The organism is Glutamicibacter sp. NPDC055354 (assembly GCF_053644955.1).
Genome location: NZ_JBSHMB010000001.1, coordinates 1,064,614 through 1,083,340 on the forward strand (window position 1 = coordinate 1,064,614; position 18,727 = coordinate 1,083,340).

The 18,727-nt window shown below is 61.0% G+C and carries 16 protein-coding genes; 3 read left to right on the top strand and 13 right to left on the bottom strand.

Annotation, left to right across the window (positions count from 1 at the left end):
* Positions 1–55: 55 nt before the first annotated feature.
* The 9 genes from ACWICV_RS04885 to ACWICV_RS04925 form a co-directional block, all read right to left on the bottom strand.
* Positions 56–1,759, bottom strand: a complete 1,704-nt coding sequence (locus tag ACWICV_RS04885) for an LpqB family beta-propeller domain-containing protein (RefSeq protein WP_105656822.1) — start codon at positions 1,757–1,759, stop codon at positions 56–58.
* Complete coding sequence (gene mtrB, locus ACWICV_RS04890) at positions 1,759–3,579, bottom strand: MtrAB system histidine kinase MtrB (RefSeq protein ID WP_105656823.1); 1,821 nt, start codon at positions 3,577–3,579, stop codon at positions 1,759–1,761. The genes ACWICV_RS04885 and mtrB overlap by 1 nt, the downstream gene beginning before the upstream one ends.
* Positions 3,576–4,256 (bottom strand): MtrAB system response regulator MtrA, encoded by a 681-nt coding sequence (mtrA, locus tag ACWICV_RS04895; RefSeq protein ID WP_105656824.1) that lies wholly within the window; start codon positions 4,254–4,256, stop codon positions 3,576–3,578. The genes mtrB and mtrA overlap by 4 nt, the downstream gene beginning before the upstream one ends.
* A gap of 136 nt (positions 4,257–4,392) precedes the next feature.
* Positions 4,393–5,457, bottom strand: coding sequence for a hypothetical protein (locus ACWICV_RS04900; protein ID WP_454090660.1), 1,065 nt, complete (start codon positions 5,455–5,457; stop codon positions 4,393–4,395).
* Positions 5,450–5,821, bottom strand: a complete 372-nt coding sequence (locus ACWICV_RS04905; RefSeq protein ID WP_105656864.1) for a chorismate mutase — start codon at positions 5,819–5,821, stop codon at positions 5,450–5,452. Before ACWICV_RS04905 ends, ACWICV_RS04900 begins: the two co-directional genes overlap by 8 nt.
* Positions 5,822–5,931: 110 nt before the next feature.
* The gene (locus tag ACWICV_RS04910; protein ID WP_332498152.1) at positions 5,932–7,626 is read right to left on the bottom strand and encodes an ABC transporter ATP-binding protein; all 1,695 of its coding nucleotides are present in this window, start codon (positions 7,624–7,626) and stop codon (positions 5,932–5,934) included.
* Complete coding sequence (locus ACWICV_RS04915) at positions 7,623–8,609, bottom strand: ABC transporter permease (protein WP_400288306.1); 987 nt, start codon at positions 8,607–8,609, stop codon at positions 7,623–7,625. The genes ACWICV_RS04910 and ACWICV_RS04915 overlap by 4 nt, the downstream gene beginning before the upstream one ends.
* Positions 8,610–8,611: 2 nt before the next feature.
* The gene (locus ACWICV_RS04920) at positions 8,612–9,703 is read right to left on the bottom strand and encodes an ABC transporter permease (protein ID WP_105656828.1); all 1,092 of its coding nucleotides are present in this window, start codon (positions 9,701–9,703) and stop codon (positions 8,612–8,614) included.
* A 146-nt stretch (positions 9,704–9,849) separates the two neighbouring features.
* Positions 9,850–11,481, bottom strand: coding sequence for an ABC transporter substrate-binding protein (locus tag ACWICV_RS04925; protein ID WP_332498154.1), 1,632 nt, complete (start codon positions 11,479–11,481; stop codon positions 9,850–9,852).
* 227 nt (positions 11,482–11,708) lie between these two features.
* Between ACWICV_RS04925 and ACWICV_RS04930 the strand changes: the two genes are divergently transcribed.
* A complete protein-coding gene (locus tag ACWICV_RS04930) occupies positions 11,709–12,068 on the top strand; it encodes a hypothetical protein (protein WP_402470775.1) in 360 nt (119 codons plus the stop codon).
* Positions 12,069–12,745: 677 nt separating this feature from the next.
* Here ACWICV_RS04930 and mnmA read toward each other — a convergent pair.
* Genes mnmA through ACWICV_RS04945 form a run of 3 tightly spaced genes read right to left on the bottom strand, consistent with a single transcriptional unit; the run spans position 12,746 to position 15,953 of the window.
* On the bottom strand, positions 12,746–13,882 hold the full coding sequence (gene mnmA, locus ACWICV_RS04935) for a tRNA 2-thiouridine(34) synthase MnmA (RefSeq protein ID WP_332730890.1): 1,137 nt from the start codon (positions 13,880–13,882) through the stop codon (positions 12,746–12,748).
* Complete coding sequence (locus ACWICV_RS04940) at positions 13,879–15,114, bottom strand: cysteine desulfurase family protein (protein WP_454090659.1); 1,236 nt, start codon at positions 15,112–15,114, stop codon at positions 13,879–13,881. The genes mnmA and ACWICV_RS04940 overlap by 4 nt, the downstream gene beginning before the upstream one ends.
* 29 nt (positions 15,115–15,143) lie before the next feature.
* A complete protein-coding gene (locus ACWICV_RS04945) occupies positions 15,144–15,953 on the bottom strand; it encodes a hypothetical protein (protein ID WP_400288311.1) in 810 nt (269 codons plus the stop codon).
* 112 nt (positions 15,954–16,065) lie between these two features.
* Between ACWICV_RS04945 and folP the strand changes: the two genes are divergently transcribed.
* Positions 16,066–16,992: a dihydropteroate synthase gene (gene folP / locus ACWICV_RS04950; RefSeq protein WP_400288313.1), complete on the top strand. Its 927-nt coding sequence runs from the start codon at positions 16,066–16,068 to the stop codon at positions 16,990–16,992.
* A 12-nt stretch (positions 16,993–17,004) separates the two neighbouring features.
* A complete protein-coding gene (locus tag ACWICV_RS04955; RefSeq protein WP_105661497.1) occupies positions 17,005–17,763 on the top strand; it encodes a pyrimidine reductase family protein in 759 nt (252 codons plus the stop codon).
* Here the strand turns inward: ACWICV_RS04955 and ACWICV_RS04960 are convergent.
* Positions 17,732–18,631, bottom strand: a complete 900-nt coding sequence (locus tag ACWICV_RS04960) for a diacylglycerol/lipid kinase family protein (protein ID WP_400288315.1) — start codon at positions 18,629–18,631, stop codon at positions 17,732–17,734. The two genes, ACWICV_RS04955 and ACWICV_RS04960, sit on opposite strands and share 32 nt — an antisense overlap.
* Positions 18,632–18,727: the final 96 nt, after the last annotated feature.

The following is an 18,727-nucleotide window of genomic DNA, read 5'->3' on the forward strand; positions in this document are numbered from 1 at the left end:
CGATGAACCGCGTCGATCGGTCTGGTCGCCAACGAGTTGTGGAGCAAGGTCCTGCTTAGCCGGGATAGGCGACGTCCTGGGCAAAATCCTCAAGCTCGTGCCAGGAATTGCCCACGCGGGTATACAGCTTCTCGTTGGTCTCGGCATACACTTCGCGGCGGCTGCCGACACCGGTAGCGATGCCGACCATGCCCAACAGCAGCTGCAGGTGCTCGCTGCCGCCTTCGAAGGTGATCTGGGCCGCTTCAACAGCTTGGTCGTCACCGAGCTCGGCAACAATAATGGATCTGTCCGAATCCCATAGCGCGGTATTCACCGGAACTTCTGGATAGATCTTCATTGGCGAATCCGTGAGTCCGCGGGGCACACCTTCAGCATCGCGGATCACGCCGGCGACGTAAACCGACGTGGTCTTGCCGATGGTTGCCACGATCAGCGCTCGCGCGCCGTCACGGGAAATCCGCAAGGAATCGATCTGGGCATCTTCCAGCCAGGCCACATCGATTGGACGGGCTTCACCCTTCATTTCGGTGTCGGCAGGGACCGCCCTGATCGGGGTAGCTGCCCCGTTATCCGCGGTCCAGGTCCAGCCGGCCAGATCCATGGACGGCTGGATGAGCTCCTCGCCCTCCAGCGAAAGGCGCAGGCTGCCCTTGTCGTCAATCCCCCACAGCTGGGTGCGGCGGCCGTTGAGGAAGGCATAGCGATTGCCGACCGGAGACATGGCCGGGTCCCGTGGGTTGTATCCGGAAATATCCGGGACGCCGCCCACCGGAATGATCGAGAGTCCCTTGACGTAGACCAAGTACTGGTCCGAAATGCCGATCAGCGTATCTTGCGTGCTGGGGTTGGACGTAGCCGGCTCGAAGTTAGTGTCTTCGGTCGAAAGGTTGACTTCGTTTTCCTCCCGCAGCAGCTTAACCGAGTCCACCGGAGCTAGGCTGGTCAGCGTGGCTTCCATCTGCTGCTTCATCAGCAAGATGCTCCGGTCGGTAGCATCTGCGAAGGTATTGGAGTTCAAATCGATGGTCGCTTCGCCATCGCGCACCGGCACCGCTGAACGCACCAGTCCGCTGGCCGTCGAGAAAGCGGAGACGACAGCATTTTGCAGGTACGGGGCTGGTCCTGCCAACAAGGCTTCCACCATCGACGTGGTGGTGCCCGAACCCGAGGTGAACCACCGTATGTCGGGAACCAAATAGGCGAAGCTCGCATCGTAGAAGTACAGGGTCTGCGCGGCAAAGATCTTGGTGAACGTCGAGGCTTCGAGCATCGTGCCGTCCGGGGCTTTGGTAATGCGCCATTCGTCGTCTACCTTGGCGACTTCGATATCCACTGCACGGGTCGAGTGATCCGGGTAGTCGGTGCGCACGCCATGCGCGTCGACTTCACCGGTGATTTCGAGCTGGATGGTGTACTTGTTCGCATCGGCCCCGTTGACCACATTGAAGGCATCGTAGATCAGCGTCTGCGTATCACCGCGCCAGGTGTTGCTCAGCTGCGCGTCCATGAATTCGCGGGAGACAGCATAATCTTCGGATACCGAACGCCCAGCCTCGACGAACCCCTCGACGATGGCCCTGGCATCAGCACCTGCTGCCGGTCCATCGGCCGCATAGCTATAGCTTTCAGCCCCGCTGGTGTCGGTTCCGGCTTCAATCTGCTGGACGGTGGAAGTTCTGGGAATCGAGGCGCAGCCAGAGATCGCAAGCGCAGCAGCAAGGATGATCGCGAGGCTGGAAAAGAATTTCTTCCGCATCAGCTCTCCCCTTCCTTCTTCTGCTCGTTGCTGCCCAGGTTCGGATTGGTGACATCGTCATCTGGCGAATCCGCATCCAAATCCGGATCAAGAACCAGCGGCGTGTATCCGATCTTTGGCACTTCACCGGTCAGCGGGAAGCTGTCTCCCAAAATCACCGTAGCCAGGCTTTCAGGAACTGGCGGTTCCAGTGGAAGCGGCGACGAAGCGATCTCCAGGTCCTCGCTGCGTGGCAAGGTCAGGCGGAAGACCGAGCCGACCCCCGGCTTGCCCCACGCTTCCAATCGGCCATCGTGCAACCTGGTGTCCTCCATCGAGATCGACAAGCCCAGGCCGGAACCTCCGGTGGTCCGTGCACGGGCCGGATCAGCGCGCCAGAATCGGTCGAAGACATGGTTGCACGCCTCTTCGGACATGCCGATGCCGTAGTCGCGCACGGTGATCGCCACCGCGCTCTGGTTGGCGCCGATGGTGATATCGATTGGCTTGCTTTCACCGTGCTCCACCGCGTTGAGCACCAGATTGCGGATCACACGCTCGACGCGGCGCGGATCCACTTCTGCGACGCAACCGTCGCTGGGCGCGTTCAGGCGGATGAGCGAACCGTATTCATCAGCCACCGGGGTGGCGGTATCGATAACCTTGCGGGCTATGACGTTCAAGTCCGTTGACTCACGGTCAAGCACCGCGACGCCGGCATCGAAGCGGGACACTTCCAGCAGGTCATTGAGCAGGTGCTGGAAACGCTCGATCTGGTTGTACATCAGTTCGGCGGACCGCGCGGTAAGCGGATCGAAGTCCTCGCGGGCATCGTGGATCACTTCGGCAGCCATGCGCACGGTGGTCAGCGGGGTGCGCAATTCGTGCGAGACGTCGGAAACGAAGCGTTGCTGCATGGCCGAGAGATTATTCAATGCGGTGATCTGCTCTTGCAACGAGTGGGCCATGTGGTTGAAGGCCGTACCCAATCGGGCCACCTCGTCCTTGCCGGCGACCTTCATTCGGCGGTCGAGGTCACCAGAAGCAATCCTCTCCGAAACATACGCGGCATCGGCCACCGGGCGGACCACGGTACGGGCGACCGACCACGCAACGAAGCCAACCACTGCCAGCAGAATCAGCCCGGTGAAAGCCATCGCACGATTGATGAATTCGAGGGTATCCTGCACGCTGGACAGGTCGTAGACCAGATACAGTCCGTACTCGCGTCCAGGCGGAATCAGTACCTTGGTGCCGACAATGAGACCGGGCTTGGTTGCGGTATCGGCACCCAGCTCGATGGAACGCCAATAGATGCCTTGCTCCCCTGCAACCCGCTCCGCGAGATCGCCAGGGATCACGCGGGTGGTCAGGGAACCGGAAGCCATTGGCCCAACATAAAGGCTTTGGTCACCGGCAATGGGCATCAGCACGAAATCGCGGACTACGGTTGCGCCATCGCCTTCCAGGGAAGCCAAGGTCGAATTCACCAGGGCCTGGGTGGAGGCGCGATCGGTGGTGGAAGCCGATTCGAGAATGGAGCGGGCCTGGACCAGGCCGCGTTCCGATTCCTTGGATATCTGGTTCACGCGCTCTTCGAAAAGCGTGGAGGCGATCTGGTTGGAAAGGAAGGCGCCGGCGGCAACCAAAGCCAGCGCGGTGAAAAGCAGCGTCGAAATGACGGTGCGGAACAGCAGGTGGCGTTGCCAACGCAGCTTGGCGGTGTGCCAAGGACGCTTGATCCACTGCTCGATTTTGCTCCACCGGGCGGGTTTGGACTGCGACTGGGCATGCACATCGACCGGAACCAACTCTGCACCGGTCGACGTGTGCGAACTCAACTTGCCGAACCAGCCTTGTATCCGACACCGCGAACGGTCTCGATAATCTGCGGCTTCTCCGGGTCAATTTCAATCTTCGAGCGCAGGCGCTGCACGTGCACGTTGACCAAGCGGGTATCTGCAGCGTGCCGGTAGCCCCAGACGGCTTCCAGCAGCTGCTCGCGGCTGAAGACCTGCCATGGCTTGCGGGCCATGGTGACCAGGAGGTCGAATTCCAGCGGGGTCAGCGACACGACATCGGTTCCGCGGGTCACTCGGTGCCCGGCCACGTCGATGGTCACTTCGCCAACTTGCAAAGTCTCCGCGGCGTGGGTTTCGCTTGGACGCAAACGGGCTCGCACGCGGGCCACCAGCTCGGCTGGCTTGAAAGGCTTGGGCACGTAGTCATCGGCACCGGATTCCAGCCCGCGGACAACGTCGGCAGTGTCCGACTTGGCGGTGAGCATCACGACGGGAACGTCGGATTCCGCGCGGATCTGCTTGCATACCTCGATGCCGTCAATGCCAGGCAGCATCAGGTCAAGGAGCACCAGGTCGGGGTTCGCTTCACGGAATGCTTCCAGAGCACCGGAACCGTCGTAGCAGAATGAGGCATCGAAGCCGTCATTTTGCAGGACAATGCCAATCATTTCCGACAACGCTTCGTCATCGTCAACGACTAAAATCCGTGCCTTCATCCCATGTCCCCCTGAAACCGTAGGTTTGAGGTTTCAGCCAACTGGCCAAACCGGGTAGATCCGCTACCCCACTATTCCTAAGATACATGATCAACCGCCCTTTTCGGGCTGTGACCGGCAGAAATCAGGCAGTTAGCTACGCATCGACGCGTGTCTGCTCCAACGCTTGGGCATAACTGGCCAGCCGTCGCAGGTTCTCGATGGCCTGCGCCGAGCTGCTGCGCGAGAAGTCTCCACGCGGCATCAGGGTTAGTGCACCTAGCTGCCCCAAGCCCAAGCCCAGCTGACGCCAAGGACGAAGAATGGAGTTCACCCCTTCAACAACACCTGGTGCCCGGGTTCCGGGGGCGAGCACCTGCAAGAAGACGCGGCCCCCGCCTTCGACAAGTCCCGCTACCCGCTCCCACTTGCGGTGCGTCAAGCCTGCAGGGTCGATGACCAGCGCGCCGGCACCGGCTTGGTGCAGCAGATCCACCCGTTCAATCCAGTGTTCATCCTGGGTAGGCAGATTCAGCAGCGAGGTGACCCGTTGGCCTTCGGCCCCGCCAGCGAGCACCTTGAAGAACTGCGCATAGGCGCTTCGCACTTCGGCGCGTGGGATCGAGCGCAGGGTCCGGTATCCGCTGGCGGTACTGATTGTGCCGTCGAGCACGTCGCCCAGCAGCGGCTCATCAATCTGGATAGTGAAGTCCGCCAGCGAGGTAATGCGGGCCAGTCGGTCCAGATGCTCGCGTGCGCCGTGGGCGTAGGACTCGATGATGTCGCGGCGCGCCCCATGATCGCTGATCACCCGCTCCCCGTTCGACAGGTACAGGCTGGCGGCCAAGGTCCACGGACCGAGCAAGGTGAGCTTGAGGCGCTGGGCAGGTTTCGCTTCCGCGCCGAGTACATCAGCTAGCAGATTCTCGTCACTGCGCAGGATGCTGCGGGCACGACGGGCATCGATACCGTCCTTGGCACCGATCCTCCAGCCGTGCGGCTGCAGATCGAAGCCGAGGTCTGCCAGCAAGGTGGCGCTGCGCCCTACCGCATCGGCGCCGACGCCACGATCCGGCAGCTGCGGGAAGACCGCGAGGTTGGGTTCTCCCAATTCCCCGCGCACCACTTCGTGGATGGCCGACGGGTCGCTGCCCGGGAACTGGCAGAAAGCGGTGGCGTGAACATCGCGGCGTTCAGCGGCCTCGTGTTCCTGCTCAGTCATTGTTGTGCGAGTCAGAAATGTTCTGGTGGTGGCGGATGACTTCAGAGATCACGAAATTCAGGAATTTTTCGGCGAATTCTGGATCAAGATGCGCTTCGTGGGCCAGGGCGCGCAGGCGCTCGATCTGCGCCTTCTCGCGGCTAGGGTCGCTCGGCGGCAACTGGTGCTCGGCCTTCAGGACCCCTACGCGCTGGGTCGCCTTGAAGCGTTCAGCCAACAGGAAAACCAGCTGCGCATCGAAGTTGTCGATGCTACCGCGGATGGCGTACAGCTCTTCGAGGACTTCATTCTGGACCTCGCCCTGCAACGAGCTGGCGTGCGGGTCGAATGACTGGGTGGTCTCAGTGTTCTTCGGCTCGTTCATGATCACCAGTTTACGGGTTCGCATGACGGATTACCCACAAGGTGACATGCCCCGGACACGGTGCCTGACCGTGCCCGGGGCATGCCCGTTGTTCCTTGATTGCCAGCTGCTCAGGAGGCGTTCAGCTGTTCAATCAGTTTGCGTCGCTGCGCCTGTTCGCGCGGGTCCGGAACCGGAAGCGAGGCGATCAGGCGCTGGGTGTATTCATGCTGCGGGTTGGCCAGGACCTTGGAGCCCAAGCCTTCTTCCAGCAAGGTGCCCCGGAACAGGACGCCCACCCAGGTAGCCAGCTGGTCCACCACTGCCAGATCATGCGAGACGAACAGGGCTGCGAAGCCCAGTTCGGTCTGCAATTCGCGGAACAGCTCCAGCACCTTGGCCTGCACCGAAACGTCCAGTGCGCTGGTTGGCTCATCGGCAATCAGCAGCTTCGGCTCCAAGGCCAGTGCGCGGGCCAGCGACGCGCGCTGGCGCTGGCCGCCGGAGAGTTCGTGCGGGTAGCGGTTGGCAAAACCGGCTGGAAGCTGCACGGCCTCAAGCAGTTCGGCCACCTTGTTGCGGGTCTGCAGCGGGTTCAGATCACGGTGCACGGCCAGTGGCTCGGCCACGCATTCGCCTACGGTCAAGTGCGGATTGAAGCTTGCCGCTGGATCCTGGAACACGAAGCCGATCTGCTCACGCAGCGGCTTGAAGGTGCGTTCCTTGAAGTGGGCCATCTCGTAGCCCAGCACCTTCAGCGAGCCACCGGTGATGCGGTTCAATCCCGCGATGCTGCGTCCGATGGTGGTTTTCCCCGAACCGGACTCGCCCACCAGTCCGTAGACTTCGCCGGCGTGGATCTTCAGATCCACCTCATCGACCGCGGTGAAGCCCGGGGCCCCGAGGCGTCCCGGGAAATGCACCTTCAGGCCCTTGGCTTCCACCAGCAATTCAGCATCCTGGTTCGGACGTTCGACTAGTCCCTCCGAGGCGCTTTCGCGCCCCAGGTGCGGCACGGCAGCCAGCAGGGACTTGGTGTAGTCCTCTTGCGGTGCTTCGAAGAGCTGGATCGATGGTGCTTGCTCAACGATCTGCCCCTGGTTCATCACGATCACGCGGTCGGCGATATCGGCTACCACCCCCATATTGTGGGTGATGATGACGATGGCGGTACCCAGCTGATCACGCAGGTCGCGCAGCAGCTGGAGAATTTCAGCCTGCACCGTGACGTCCAATGCGGTGGTTGGCTCATCTGCCACAATCAGTTCCGGCTTCAGGGCCAGCGCCGCGGCGATGACCACGCGCTGCTTCTGGCCACCGGAGAACTGGTGCGGGTAGTAGTCCACGCGCTGCTCTGGATCCGGGATGCCGACCTGGCGCATCGCCTCGATGGCGCGCGTCCTGGCTTCCTTCTTGGAAATCCTGTTGTGCGCGCGGATGCCCTCCATGATCTGCCACCCCACGGTGTACACCGGGTTCAGTGCCGTGGATGGTTCCTGGAAGACCATGGCCACATCCCGGCCGCGAGCCGCGCGCAGCTCGCGGCCGCGCAGGGTGAGCATGTTCTTGCCTTTGAGGTAGACCCCGCCGTGCGAGGCACCGTTCTCAGCCAGGATGCCCAGGGCGGTGCGTGCGGTGACGGACTTGCCGGATCCGGATTCGCCCACGATGGCCAGGATCTCGCCGGCCCTGACTTGCAAATCAACGCCGCGCACTGCCGGCACTGCGCCGGCGTCCGTGACGAAATCAATGTTCAGGTCTTCGATGCGCAAGACAGCGGGTGTGCCGATGTTGGCCTCGGAGTCGAGGAGAGGACTGTTGGTCATTGGCTTGCTCCTACCTGTCCGGACTGGGTGATGCGCTTGGCCTTCTTGCGGCTGAAGCGGCGCAGGCGCGGGTCATTGAGGTCATTCATGGACTCGCCAACCAGGGTCAAGCCCATCACGGTGAGCACGATGGCCAAGCCCGGGAACAGGCCGGTCCACCAGATTCCGCTAGTGGCATCTGACATCGCGCGGTTCAGGTCGTAGCCCCATTCCGAAGCACTGGTCGGTTCGATGCCGAAGCCCAGGAAGCCCAGGCCCGCCAGGGTCAGCAATGCCTCGGTGGCATTCAGCGTGAAGATCAGCGGCAAGGTGCGGGTGGCGTTGCGCAGCAGGTGCGCGAACATCACTCGCCATGGACTGGCGCCGATCACCTGTGCGGATTCCACGAAGGGTTCCGCCTTCAGCCGCATCACTTCGGCGCGGACCACGCGGAAGTACTGCGGGATGAACACCACGGTGATGGAGATGGCCGCTGCCATCACGCCGCCGAAGAGCGAAGACTGGCCCTGGGAAATCACGATGGACATCACGATGGCCAGCAGCAAGGATGGGAACGCGTAGATTGCATCGGCCAACACCACGGCGATGCGGTCGAACCAGCCGCCGAGGTAGCCGGAGATCAAGCCCAGCAATACGCCCAGGAACAGGGACATGACCACGGCCGCCAGGATCACCCAGATGGCCGTCTGCGCACCGAAGAGGGTCCGCGAGAACACGTCATAGCCGGTGGCGGTGGTGCCCCAGATGAATTTGCTGTCCGGAGCCGCCTGGCGCGGGAAGTCCCCGGATGCATCCGAAGACTGCGCGAAATCGAAAGGCGCAATCAGCGGCGCGAACAGGGCGGTAACGATGAACAGGCCGGAGAGCGCCAGACCGGCAACCAGCATGCCCCGCTGCAGGCCCGAGGACATGCGCAGGTGGGAGATGACCGGGAGCCGGTCCAGCCAGGACTTGTTCGAAGCCGGCAAGGTAGCTGTACTCATGATTAGTACCTGACTCTCGGGTCGATCAAGGCGGCCAGCACGTCAACGATGAAGTTGGTGACGGCGACGATAATGGCCAGCAGCACCACGATGCCCTGCACAGCCACGAAGTCGCGGGCGGTGAGGTATTCGGCGAGCTTGAAGCCCAATCCCGACCATTCGAAGGTGGTCTCGGTCAGCACTGCTCCACCGAGCAGCATGGCAATCTGCAGGCCCATGACAGTGATAATCGGAATCAGCGCCGGACGGTAGGCGTGCTTGGTGGTGAGGCGGAATTCGCTGACGCCGCGCGAACGGCCGGCTTCCACGTATTCGCGGCCCAGCGTGCCAATTGCGTTGGTGCGCACCAGGCGCAGGAACACGCCGCCGGTGAGCAGGCCCAGTGCCAGGGCTGGCAGGATCGCATGCTCGGTGACATTCCAGAAGGCAGCGCTATTGCCGCTGCGCAGCGCATCGAGCCAGTAAATGCCCGATGGGCTCTGCAGGCCGGTCAGTTCAAGCTCGGTCTGCCAGTCGGCACGGCCGCTGATCGGCAGCCAGCCTAGCCATACGCCGAAGACCAGCTTGAGCAGCAAGCCGGCGAAGAACACCGGGGTGGCGTAGGAGAGGATTGCAAGGATGCGCAGGACGGCATCCGGGTAGCGGTCGCGGAACTTCGCGGCAACCAGGCCCAGCGGGATGCCGACCAGCAGTGCGACAAGGACCGCGTTGATGGCCAGTTCCAAAGTTGCCGCGCCGTAGGTGGCCAGCACCTCGGTGACCGCCCGGTTATCGCTCATGGTGCGGCCCAGATCGCCGGTGAAGATCTGGCCCAGGTACTCGAAGTACTGGATCAGGATCGGCCGGTCGTATCCGGCTTCATGGATGCGCTGGGCCAGCTGGTCCGGGGTGAGCCGTCCGCCCAGGGCTGCGGTGATCGGGTCGCCGGTCACGCGCATGAGGAAGAAGACCACTGTGATGAGGATGAAGACAGTGGGAATGATCAGCAAGAATCGGGTAATCAAGTAGCGGAGGAATCCTCCGCCTTTTTGCTTTGCTGGTTTGGGTGTTGCTAGCGGGCTTGCTTCTTGGCCCGGTGGCGACGTGATAGTCATCGTCTGTCCTTATGGTTCAGGATGCGTGGCAATGCGCCGCCTTGAGCGGTCAATGACGGCGCATGCCAAGGGGATCCACCGCGCGCGCCAAGGGTTGGCGCGTGGCAGATCCCCTCAGGTTTGGTGTCTGCGAGGCGAGAGCCGAATTACTTGCTCAGCACACCGAGACGGAACTTGAACGATGCGTCCAAGGTCTTGTCAACGTCCTTGACGTCCTTGCCTGCAATGGCCACCTGGGCACCCTGCAGCAGTGGAAGCGTGGACAAGTCCTCAGCCACCATCGTCTGCAGTTCTTCGATGGCCTTGGTGCGCTCCGCCGCGTCGACCATTCCTCGCTGATCGGAGATCAACTTGTCAACCTCGGGGTTGTCGTAGTTGTTCGAAAGGAAGTTCTCCTTGGCAAAGAACGGCGAGAGGTAGTTGTCGGCATCCGAGTAGTCCGGGAACCAGCCCAGCTGGTAGGCCGGGTAATCCGTGACGCGCTGCTTCTGGTAGGTCACCCATTCGGTGGACTTCAAATCCACTTCGAACAGGCCATCAGCTTCAAGCTGCTTTTCAACCAGTGCGTATTCGTCACCGGAGTTCGGGCCGTAGTGATCCGGGTTGTACTGCAGCGCGAGCTTGACCGGGGTCTTCACTCCGGCATCTTCCAGAACCTTCTTGGCCTTGGCAGCATCCGGCTTGCCGTCGGTGCCGTACATGTCCTTCAGCGGCTCGGTGGCGCCGGTGAAGCCTTGCGGCACGTACGAGTAAGCCGGGGTGTAGGTGTCCTTGTAGACGTTCTTCGCGATGGCCTCGCGGTCCACAAGGTGCGCCGCGGCCTGGCGTACGGCCAGTGACTTCGCTTCATCAGCATCATCGGTCTTGGCACCGTATGGCATGGAATCGAAGTTGAAGACGATGTAGCGCAGCTCGCCACCCGGTCCCTTGTGGACCGCCAGATTCTCATCCTTGCCCAGGTCTTCGATGTCGGTTGGGGTCAGCGAACGCCATGCGACGTCGATCTTGCCTTCTTGGACTTCGAGCTTCAGGTTATTGGCGTCCGCGTAGTACTTGATCGCTGCCTTGTCGTTGGCTGCAGGGCCCAGAACGCCCTGGTAGGACTCGTTGGCACTGAAGGAGATCAGGTTGTTCTTGTTGTACGAATCAATGACGTACTGGCCGCCGAAGGCCTTGGCCTCAACGATCTTCTGGTCGTCCATGACTGCGTCTGCGGAGAACACTTCATCATCGACGATCGGGCCGACCGGGGAGGTCAGCACCTGCGGGAAGGTCTGGTCATTGCCGACCTTCAGCTTGAAGACCACCGTGGTGGCGTCAGGAGCCTCGATGGATTCAACGTTGCCCAGCAACGAGGATGGGCCGTTAGGGTCCGCGATCTTCAGCTGGCGGTCGAAGGTGAACTTGACGTCCTTGGAGTCAAGATCGTGGCCGTTGGCCCACTTCAAGCCCGGCTTCAGCTTGACCGTGTATTCAGTCGGGGTAGTGAACTCCGCGGACTCGGCAAGGCTCATCGATGGGTCCGGGCTGCCCGGCTCGGAATTGAGCAGGAACGGGTAAATCTGGTTCATGACCATGAACGAACCGTTGTCGTAAGATCCGGCAGGGTCCAGGGAGGTCACTTTGTCGGTGGTGCCCAGGGTGATTGGGGCGCTGGCTTCGCCATTGCCGCCCTCTTCATTGCCGCTGTCTGCGGCTTGGGTGCAGCCGGTCAGTGCCAGGGCAGAGATACCCACAACGGCTGCTGCGAGTCGCAGCCCGTTCTTCTTGCGAGCCATGAGTCATCCTTCGTCTAGGTACATGCATGGGCTGTGATGATTAGCACATGCTTCACATATCCTAAGTGATGCAAGGCACAAAATACGAATGGGGGCGGCGGAAACAGGCAAAAGCGCGGTCTCGACGCCCGCTTTTTGTGCCTCAGCCCATACCGCTCCTTGCTCAACGGTGAGATGCGCGGGGATTCCTTCCGGCCTTTTGGCTAGATGGCATAAGCTAGATGTCAATGATGACTCGTAGAGACGCGGCAATCGCGTTGGATATCCCAGTAGAAATGGCCAAGCGCCACGGCATTCCTTCCAAAATGAGCGAGGCTGAATTCCGTGAGCTGAACACCAATCCACCAGCTTGGTTGGAGCAGTCGCGCGCCAACCGTACCGGCAAACGCCCTGTGTGGATTCATCTGGTCTGCGAAGTCTGCGGCTTCAGCGAGTACGAACGTCCCAAGAAGTGGTGGCCTGCCTTCGATTTCGTGCACTGCCACACCCACTCCCCTGCACAGCTTCCGAAGCTGGAAAAGGGCAAGACCCGCGCGGAGTACCAAGATATTTCAGCTCATATGTTCGGCATCGTCGACGAAGGCTAGAAGCTGACGACAACACAATGGCGAAGGGTGCCGGACCGATATTGGTCCGGCACCCTTCGCTGTCGCGCAAGCTCGTGCTCTTCACTCGGTTCATCCCCCTGTGCGTCATTTCCACCGCGGGAATGCAAGCAGCGCGCAACCAGACAGAGTCCAGCATCGTCCAGTGCAGGGTCCACGCACCGGCCGTCGGCCGGAGCTTGCGAAGGCCTTGAGTACTGCCACCCGAGCCCCTCGGGCATCTAGCTCGTTGAGGCCTTCCGGATTGGTACGAATTGGTTCTGCCGACTGGAATGATCCGTTGTTCTGGCCGATGCACCCCTATCCGCCCAGCTATCGCTGGTGAGCATTCTCGAGAAGACCGCAGCGAGCGCATTGGAAGCCAGGACATCCGGTGGCGCAACAGGGTCGGCAGCCCACTTCAATAGCGAGACCAAGAGGGTCGAACCAATGCAGTGAGCCAGCAAGCCCCAAGCGGCCCTTGAAGACAGGCCGAATCCCACACACCACCGGTAATCGCCGGCAATGCCGGGCGAATACGTGCCGGACGCCCATGGCCGAAACGGATGGCGGCCGAGGTCCGTTGCAACCAGCCGTTCGTCTAACTTGGATCACGACGCGAAGAAACCCTTGGTCCAGTTCATTATCTTGAACTGGACCAAGGGTTTTTGGATGGCTAATTAATTGACCATGCTGGAGTCCCATTCGCTGGAACGAGCAGAATCGATGGTCGCTTGGCCCAGCACGCGGCTGTCCTGGTAGACGACCATGGTCTGCCCCGGCGCGACTCCACGCATGCCTTCGGGAAGGTTGACAACCAACTCGTCGCGGCCTTCTTCCGAGCGCTCCATGTGAGCTACCGCGGGGACCGGATCGCCGTGCGCGCGCACCTGCACCATGCAGTCGAACTTGTCTCCGCTGAAAACTTCAGCGATCGGCAGGCCAGCCCAGGAAATGCGGATGCCGCGCAGCTGGTCCACAGCCAGCAGGGCCTCTGGACCGACGATGACCTTGTTGTCCTTCGGACGGATTTCCAAGACGAAGCGCGGCTTGCCGTCGGCGGCCGGGCGACCCAGTCGAAGACCCTTGCGCTGGCCAACCGTGAAGGCTTGGGCGCCTTCGTGCTCACCGAGCTGGTTGCCCTCGTGGTCAACGATCTCGCCTGGTTTCATCTCGATGCGTTCAGCCAGCCAACCGCGGGTATCGCCATCGGGAATGAAGCAGATGTCATAGCTATCTGGCTTGTTCGCCACGGTCAGTCCGCGCGCTGCGGCTTCGGCGCGAACTTCCGCCTTGGAGGGAGTCTCGGCTAGCGGGAACATGCAGTGTTCCAGCTGTTCGTGGGTCAGCACGCCCAAAACGTAGGACTGGTCCTTGGCCCAGTCTGCGGCTCGGTGCAGCTCCGGGTTGCCCTCGGAATCGCGCAGCACCTTGGCGTAGTGCCCGGTGCATACCGCGTCGAAGCCCAGGGCCAATGCCTTTTCCAGCAAGGCAGCGAACTTGATCTTCTCATTGCATCGCATGCAGGGATTCGGGGTGCGGCCAGCTTCGTATTCATCCACGAAGTCCTGCACCACGTCTTCTGCGAAGCGGTCCGAGAAGTCCCAGACGTAGTATGGGATGCCCAGCTTGTCGCAGGCACGCCATGCATCATTGGAGTCTTCCAAGGTGCAGCAACCGCGCGAACCGGTGCGAAGGGTCCCCGGCATGCGAGACAGGGCCAGGTGCACGCCGACCACATCATGGCCGGCTTCAACTGCGCGGGCCGCGGCTACCGCCGAGTCCACGCCTCCGGACATCGCTGCTAGTACTTTCATCGTGTAAAACCTGTTCCTGCCGTGTGGATGCTGCTTTCATCGGCTGCCATGCCAGCCTTCTTTGCCTGAGCATACGCTTGGGGCAAAGCCTCTAATAATGCGTCAACGTCGGCGCGTGTGGATGTATGCCCCAATGTGAAGCGTTGCACACTGCGCGAGCTGCGCGCATCGCGTCCCATAGCCAGCAAAACATGCGAAGGCTGCGGAACACCAGCGGTGCACGCCGAACCGGTGGATGATGCGATGCCAACCATGTCCAAGCCGAATAGCAAGGAGTCCCCCTCGCATTCCGGGAAGGTGAAGTGCAGATTGCCCGGGAGGCGCTGGCCCTCATTGCCCTGATCCCGTGGTCCGTTCAGCACCGCTTCCGGAATCAAGCCGGTGATCTTCTCAATCGCATATTCACGCAGTTCGCTCAGCCGCGCAGCTTCCTGCCGCAATCCAGAACGCACCGCGGTAGCCGCGGCGGCAAAGCCGGCCGCGTGGGCAGCATTCAAAGTTCCCGATCGCAGCTTGCGTTCGTGTCCACCGCCGTGCTGGACCGGGGTGAGCACAATATCGCGGCGAACCAGTAGCCCGCCGATGCCTACCGGGCCACCGATCTTATGCGCGCTAATCGCCATGGTGGCCAGATTCGAGGAGCCGAAGTCGACCGCGAGCGCACCAAAGGCCTGCACCGCATCCGAATGCACCGGGACCCCGTACTTGCCAGCTAGGGCAGCAAATTCACGGATCGGCTGAACGGTGCCGACTTCATTGTTGGCCCACATCAAGGTGGCCAAAGCGATCTGCTCGTGCTGCTCTTCAAATAGCTTTTCGGCCGCCTGCAGATCAACGACACCGTCTTCATCCACGGCGAGCCACAGCAAGGTGGCATTCTCATGGTCCTGCAGCCAGGTAGCCGTATCCAGGACCGCGTGGTGCTCAATGCCGGTGAGCACGATGGCCCGCGCCTGTTCATTGGCCGCCACGCGGTTCCAGAACAGTCCCTTCAGCGCCAAGTTATCCGATTCAGTCCCACCAGATGTGAAGATCAATTCGCTGGAGTGCGCCCCGGCGGCCATGGCGATAGCTTGGCGGGCATCATCCACCGCACGGTTGGCGCGACGTCCGGCCCCATGCAAAGAAGACGGGTTTCCGGTGCGGGAATACTGTTCGGTGATGGCAGCCAGAGCTGCTGGATTCAGATCGGTGGTTGCCGCGTGATCCAGGTATACGGCGGAAGTTTTCATAACACTTCAATGGTACGGGGTGGGGCGCCCTAGTTTGAATGGCCGATCCGTGTGAATTGGCCAACCTCAATGGCCTCCAGCGCCGGATTGTTCAAGACCGCCTCAATCAATGAAGCAGGACCACCCAGGATGGTGCAATCATCAAACGGTTCAGTCGACAGCATCCAGGAATGGTCCGCCGCAAACGCCAGCGCCGGGCGCTGGCGTTGGGCGCCGTCGGCAGTTCTCGCCCATTCGGGCTGCGCCAGGAACTCCGCGTCCGCTTCGAACAGGTGGTAGTTCCGGTATCCGCCACCCAGGTCGAACGGTTCTGCCTGGATGATCTCGGGGCCAAAGGCAGGTTTCTGCGCCTCGGCGAGCGCCAACTCGTACACCCGCTGGTTCTCGTCATCGCTCAATGCAGGATCCGGCTCGCGCTCAATCTGTATGCGTTCTCCGCCCTCGATAAATGCATAACCGGCCCACAAGCCCACCACGAACTTCTGGTCTTTGGCAGAAACCCGGACCATTTCGGCGGCTAGTGCTTGCCATTGCGATTCCGGGAGCTGGTCCAGCGGCAGGTCGGTATCTACCCAGGCGTCTTCGGTCGCAGGATTGCCTTGCGCGTCCAGTCCGGCCACGGTTTCAAAAAGATCCGCGGCGGTGATGATGTGCTTGCGGCTCTGTGCCACCGTCTCCCAGCGCACCAACTGGTCATCTTCATCCAGTGCTGGGTGAAGGATGCGGACGTAGCGTTCGTAGCCATGCGGGATCTGGGCTACTACCGTGCTGGGGTCGGCTGATGCACAAGCTGCGGCGATCCATTGCCCGTGGGCTGCGGAGAGGTGTGAAAACTGCATGGTCCAAGCCTAGCGAGAGCAACGGGCGGATTCCTCCTCCGAACCGTGGTCGGTGGTATGAATAGAGGAACAACTGATGACGTGTCGATTCCAGCTAAGGGAGCCTTCCTGCATGTTCAAGCCTGATTTCTTGGTTCCAGTCCATGATTTCTCCCAGCGCTCCCTGGATTTCTCACAGCGGATCGCGGTGATGGCCGTGATCAACCGCACCCCGGATTCTTTCTACGATGCCGGGTCGACCTTTGGCTTGGATGATGCTGTGGCCGCTGCCATGCGTGCGGTCGAGGCAGGTGCTGATTGGGTGGATATCGGCGGAGTCCCCTTCTCTCCGGGCCCGGAGCTCCCGTGGCAGGAGGAAGCAGAGCGAATTGTGCCGGTTATCCGTCAAGTGCGTAGCCGCAGTTCGGTGATTATTTCTGCAGACACTTTCCATCCACAGGTGGCGCAGGCTGCCATTGAAGCCGGCGCTGATGTCATCAATGACACCACAGGCTTTTCCTATCCCGGTTTGGCCCGGGTGGTAGCCAAGAACAACGTGCATGTGGTGATCACCCATTCGCTAGCCAAGCCCCGCACCGTTTACCCGCGCCCTAGCTACGACGATGTGGTGGCCGAGATCCGCGAATATCTGCTGGAGAAAATCCAGATTGCGTTGGACGCTGGTGTTTCTCCGGCAAAGATCATTGTTGATCCGGGGCACGATCTGAACAAGAACACCCGCCACACTCTGGATTTGACCGCTGGGTTCCAGGCCTTTGCTGATTTGGGCTATCCGGCCTTGGCAGCGGTCTCGAACAAGGACTTCATCGGTGAAACCTTGAACTTGCCGAAGGCTGAGCGCATGGTTGGTTCTATGGTGGCAGCAACGATCTGTGCCATGAACGGTGCCCGCATATTGCGGATGCACAATATTCCTGAATCGGTGCAGACAGTACGCCTGCTCGAAGCAGCACAAGGGTGGCGGGAGCCTGCCTACCAGATACACAACATGGGGGATATCAATCCTCCTGCTCACCCAGAACCCGAAGTCAGCAAGTAAGGAGTTTCCCAGATGCGTGCCCTGCTTCCCCAACCAGCAGATCAGGTTGATGACCAGTTCCTGCTTGAGCGCTATTCCAGCGAGCATCGCCCATTCGTGCGTTTCAACTTCGTCAGCAGCATTGACGGAAGTGCCCAGGTTGATGGGCTCTCCAAAGCATTGGGCTCTCCAGGCGATCAGAGGGTTTTCGCACTCTTGCGCCGGCTTGCCGACGTGATCATGGTGGGTGCTGGAACGGTTCGTGCCGAGGGCTACGAAGGCCAGCTCCTGTCCGCGGAGGACATGGCGTGGCGTATCGAACATGGCCTGCCGCCACAGCCCGTGCTGGCGCTCATTTCACGAGGATTGCATCTGGAGCCAACGGCCCCGGTGTTTGCCCAATCCCCGGTTCCGGTTCTGCTTTTCACCAGCGTTCAGGTCACCGACGAACAGCGTCGGTCCTTTGGACCCAATGCCACTCTCGTGCAGGTTTCCGAAACCGAGGGCGGGTGTGATCCGACCGAAATCATCGCATATCTGCATTCCAAGGGATACGGCTTCATCCACGCTGAAGGCGGTCCTCACGTTTTTGGGCAGTTCGCCTCGGCTGGCGCAGTGGATTCGGTTTGCATCAGCTACTCCCCTGTCCTTGTGGCAGGTGATGGCATGAGAATAGCGGTTCACGATCGGCAGGGGTTCCACGCCTTCGAGCTGCATTCCTTGTTTGAAGAGGACAGCATGCTCTTCTGCGACTATCGACTTAGGAAATCAGCTGGATCCCCGCGGGAATAACAGCTAGCTCAAAGGACCCGGCCCCCATGCATTCCCCGTCAGCATAGCTGTCCCGGGATGTCTCGATGCGGGCCCGCGTGAGGTTTGCGCTGACCTTCCATGGATGCGGCGCTCCGGTGAGGATCCTTGCCAGATACGGAAGGACACGCAGAATATTTGGTCCGCGTACGATAGCCAATTCCGCGGTACCGTCGGTGAAATCAGCATGCGGGAAGAGCTTGATGCCGCCACCAAGGGACTTGATATTCGCGACGCTGGCGGCCAGGACGCTTCCGCTGAATCGCAGCCCGTCGGCCCTCACCTCACTGGGGCATCCGCGCAGCTGGGGAAGGCACAGGATCAAACCGGCGATATACCGCAGTGCTCCCAGCTGCCGCGGCAACGCGTTGGCTTTCGCGTTGACGGTGGCTTCAAATCCCCAGGACACGGCACCCAGTGCATAGCGCGGTGTTCTGCCGGCCTGGTCAAACCGCAGCTCCAGCACGTCAATGGGCATAGTTGCTCCCGGCTGCTTGCAAAACGCAATCACCTTGGCCAAGGATTCTTCTGCATTCGCGTCCCCTGTCATGCGCCAGAAGTCATTGCCGCTGCCTGCGGGGATGACACCGATGGGAATCGAAGTTCCCGCAACGTGCTGGATGCAGTGGTGGATCAGCCCATCACCGCCAATGATGACGATCGCCCGCGAAGCTCTGAGCTGGTCCCCCACCAGTTCCACGCTCGTCCTTGAAGTATCAACTAGCCCATGTTCCAGCCCGAGCTTGCCAAGCGCGTAGGCAAGCTGCTGGGCAAGGCGCATCCCCCGGCCTCGGCCTGAGGCGGGGTGGAAGATGACGCGGATTTCTGCGGTGCGACCAAACGAGCTCATGACCATAGAGATTACCCAGCAACTTGACGCTTCTACAAAGAATTTGCTGGGTTGGATTCGCTAAACTGGGGAACACTGGCCATCCGGTCTTTTTCA

Bases quoted from the DNA above. Each gene is read 5' to 3' on its own strand.
- ACWICV_RS04885 (WP_105656822.1), bottom strand. From the start codon at position 1,759: ATGCGGAAGAAATTCTTTTCCAGCCTCGCGATCATCCTTGCTGCTGCG.
- mtrA (WP_105656824.1), bottom strand. From the start codon at position 4,256: ATGAAGGCACGGATTTTAGTCGTTGACGATGACGAAGCGTTGTCGGAA.
- ACWICV_RS04900 (WP_454090660.1), bottom strand. From the start codon at position 5,457: ATGACTGAGCAGGAACACGAGGCCGCTGAACGCCGCGATGTTCACGCC.
- ACWICV_RS04905 (WP_105656864.1), bottom strand. From the start codon at position 5,821: ATGAACGAGCCGAAGAACACTGAGACCACCCAGTCATTCGACCCGCAC.
- ACWICV_RS04910 (WP_332498152.1), bottom strand. From the start codon at position 7,626: ATGACCAACAGTCCTCTCCTCGACTCCGAGGCCAACATCGGCACACCC.
- ACWICV_RS04915 (WP_400288306.1), bottom strand. From the start codon at position 8,609: ATGAGTACAGCTACCTTGCCGGCTTCGAACAAGTCCTGGCTGGACCGG.
- ACWICV_RS04920 (WP_105656828.1), bottom strand. From the start codon at position 9,703: ATGACTATCACGTCGCCACCGGGCCAAGAAGCAAGCCCGCTAGCAACA.
- ACWICV_RS04925 (WP_332498154.1), bottom strand. From the start codon at position 11,481: ATGGCTCGCAAGAAGAACGGGCTGCGACTCGCAGCAGCCGTTGTGGGT.
- ACWICV_RS04930 (WP_402470775.1), top strand. From the start codon at position 11,709: ATGATGACTCGTAGAGACGCGGCAATCGCGTTGGATATCCCAGTAGAA.
- mnmA (WP_332730890.1), bottom strand. From the start codon at position 13,882: ATGAAAGTACTAGCAGCGATGTCCGGAGGCGTGGACTCGGCGGTAGCC.
- ACWICV_RS04940 (WP_454090659.1), bottom strand. From the start codon at position 15,114: ATGAAAACTTCCGCCGTATACCTGGATCACGCGGCAACCACCGATCTG.
- ACWICV_RS04945 (WP_400288311.1), bottom strand. From the start codon at position 15,953: ATGCAGTTTTCACACCTCTCCGCAGCCCACGGGCAATGGATCGCCGCA.
- folP (WP_400288313.1), top strand. From the start codon at position 16,066: ATGTTCAAGCCTGATTTCTTGGTTCCAGTCCATGATTTCTCCCAGCGC.
- ACWICV_RS04955 (WP_105661497.1), top strand. From the start codon at position 17,005: ATGCGTGCCCTGCTTCCCCAACCAGCAGATCAGGTTGATGACCAGTTC.
- ACWICV_RS04960 (WP_400288315.1), bottom strand. From the start codon at position 18,631: ATGAGCTCGTTTGGTCGCACCGCAGAAATCCGCGTCATCTTCCACCCC.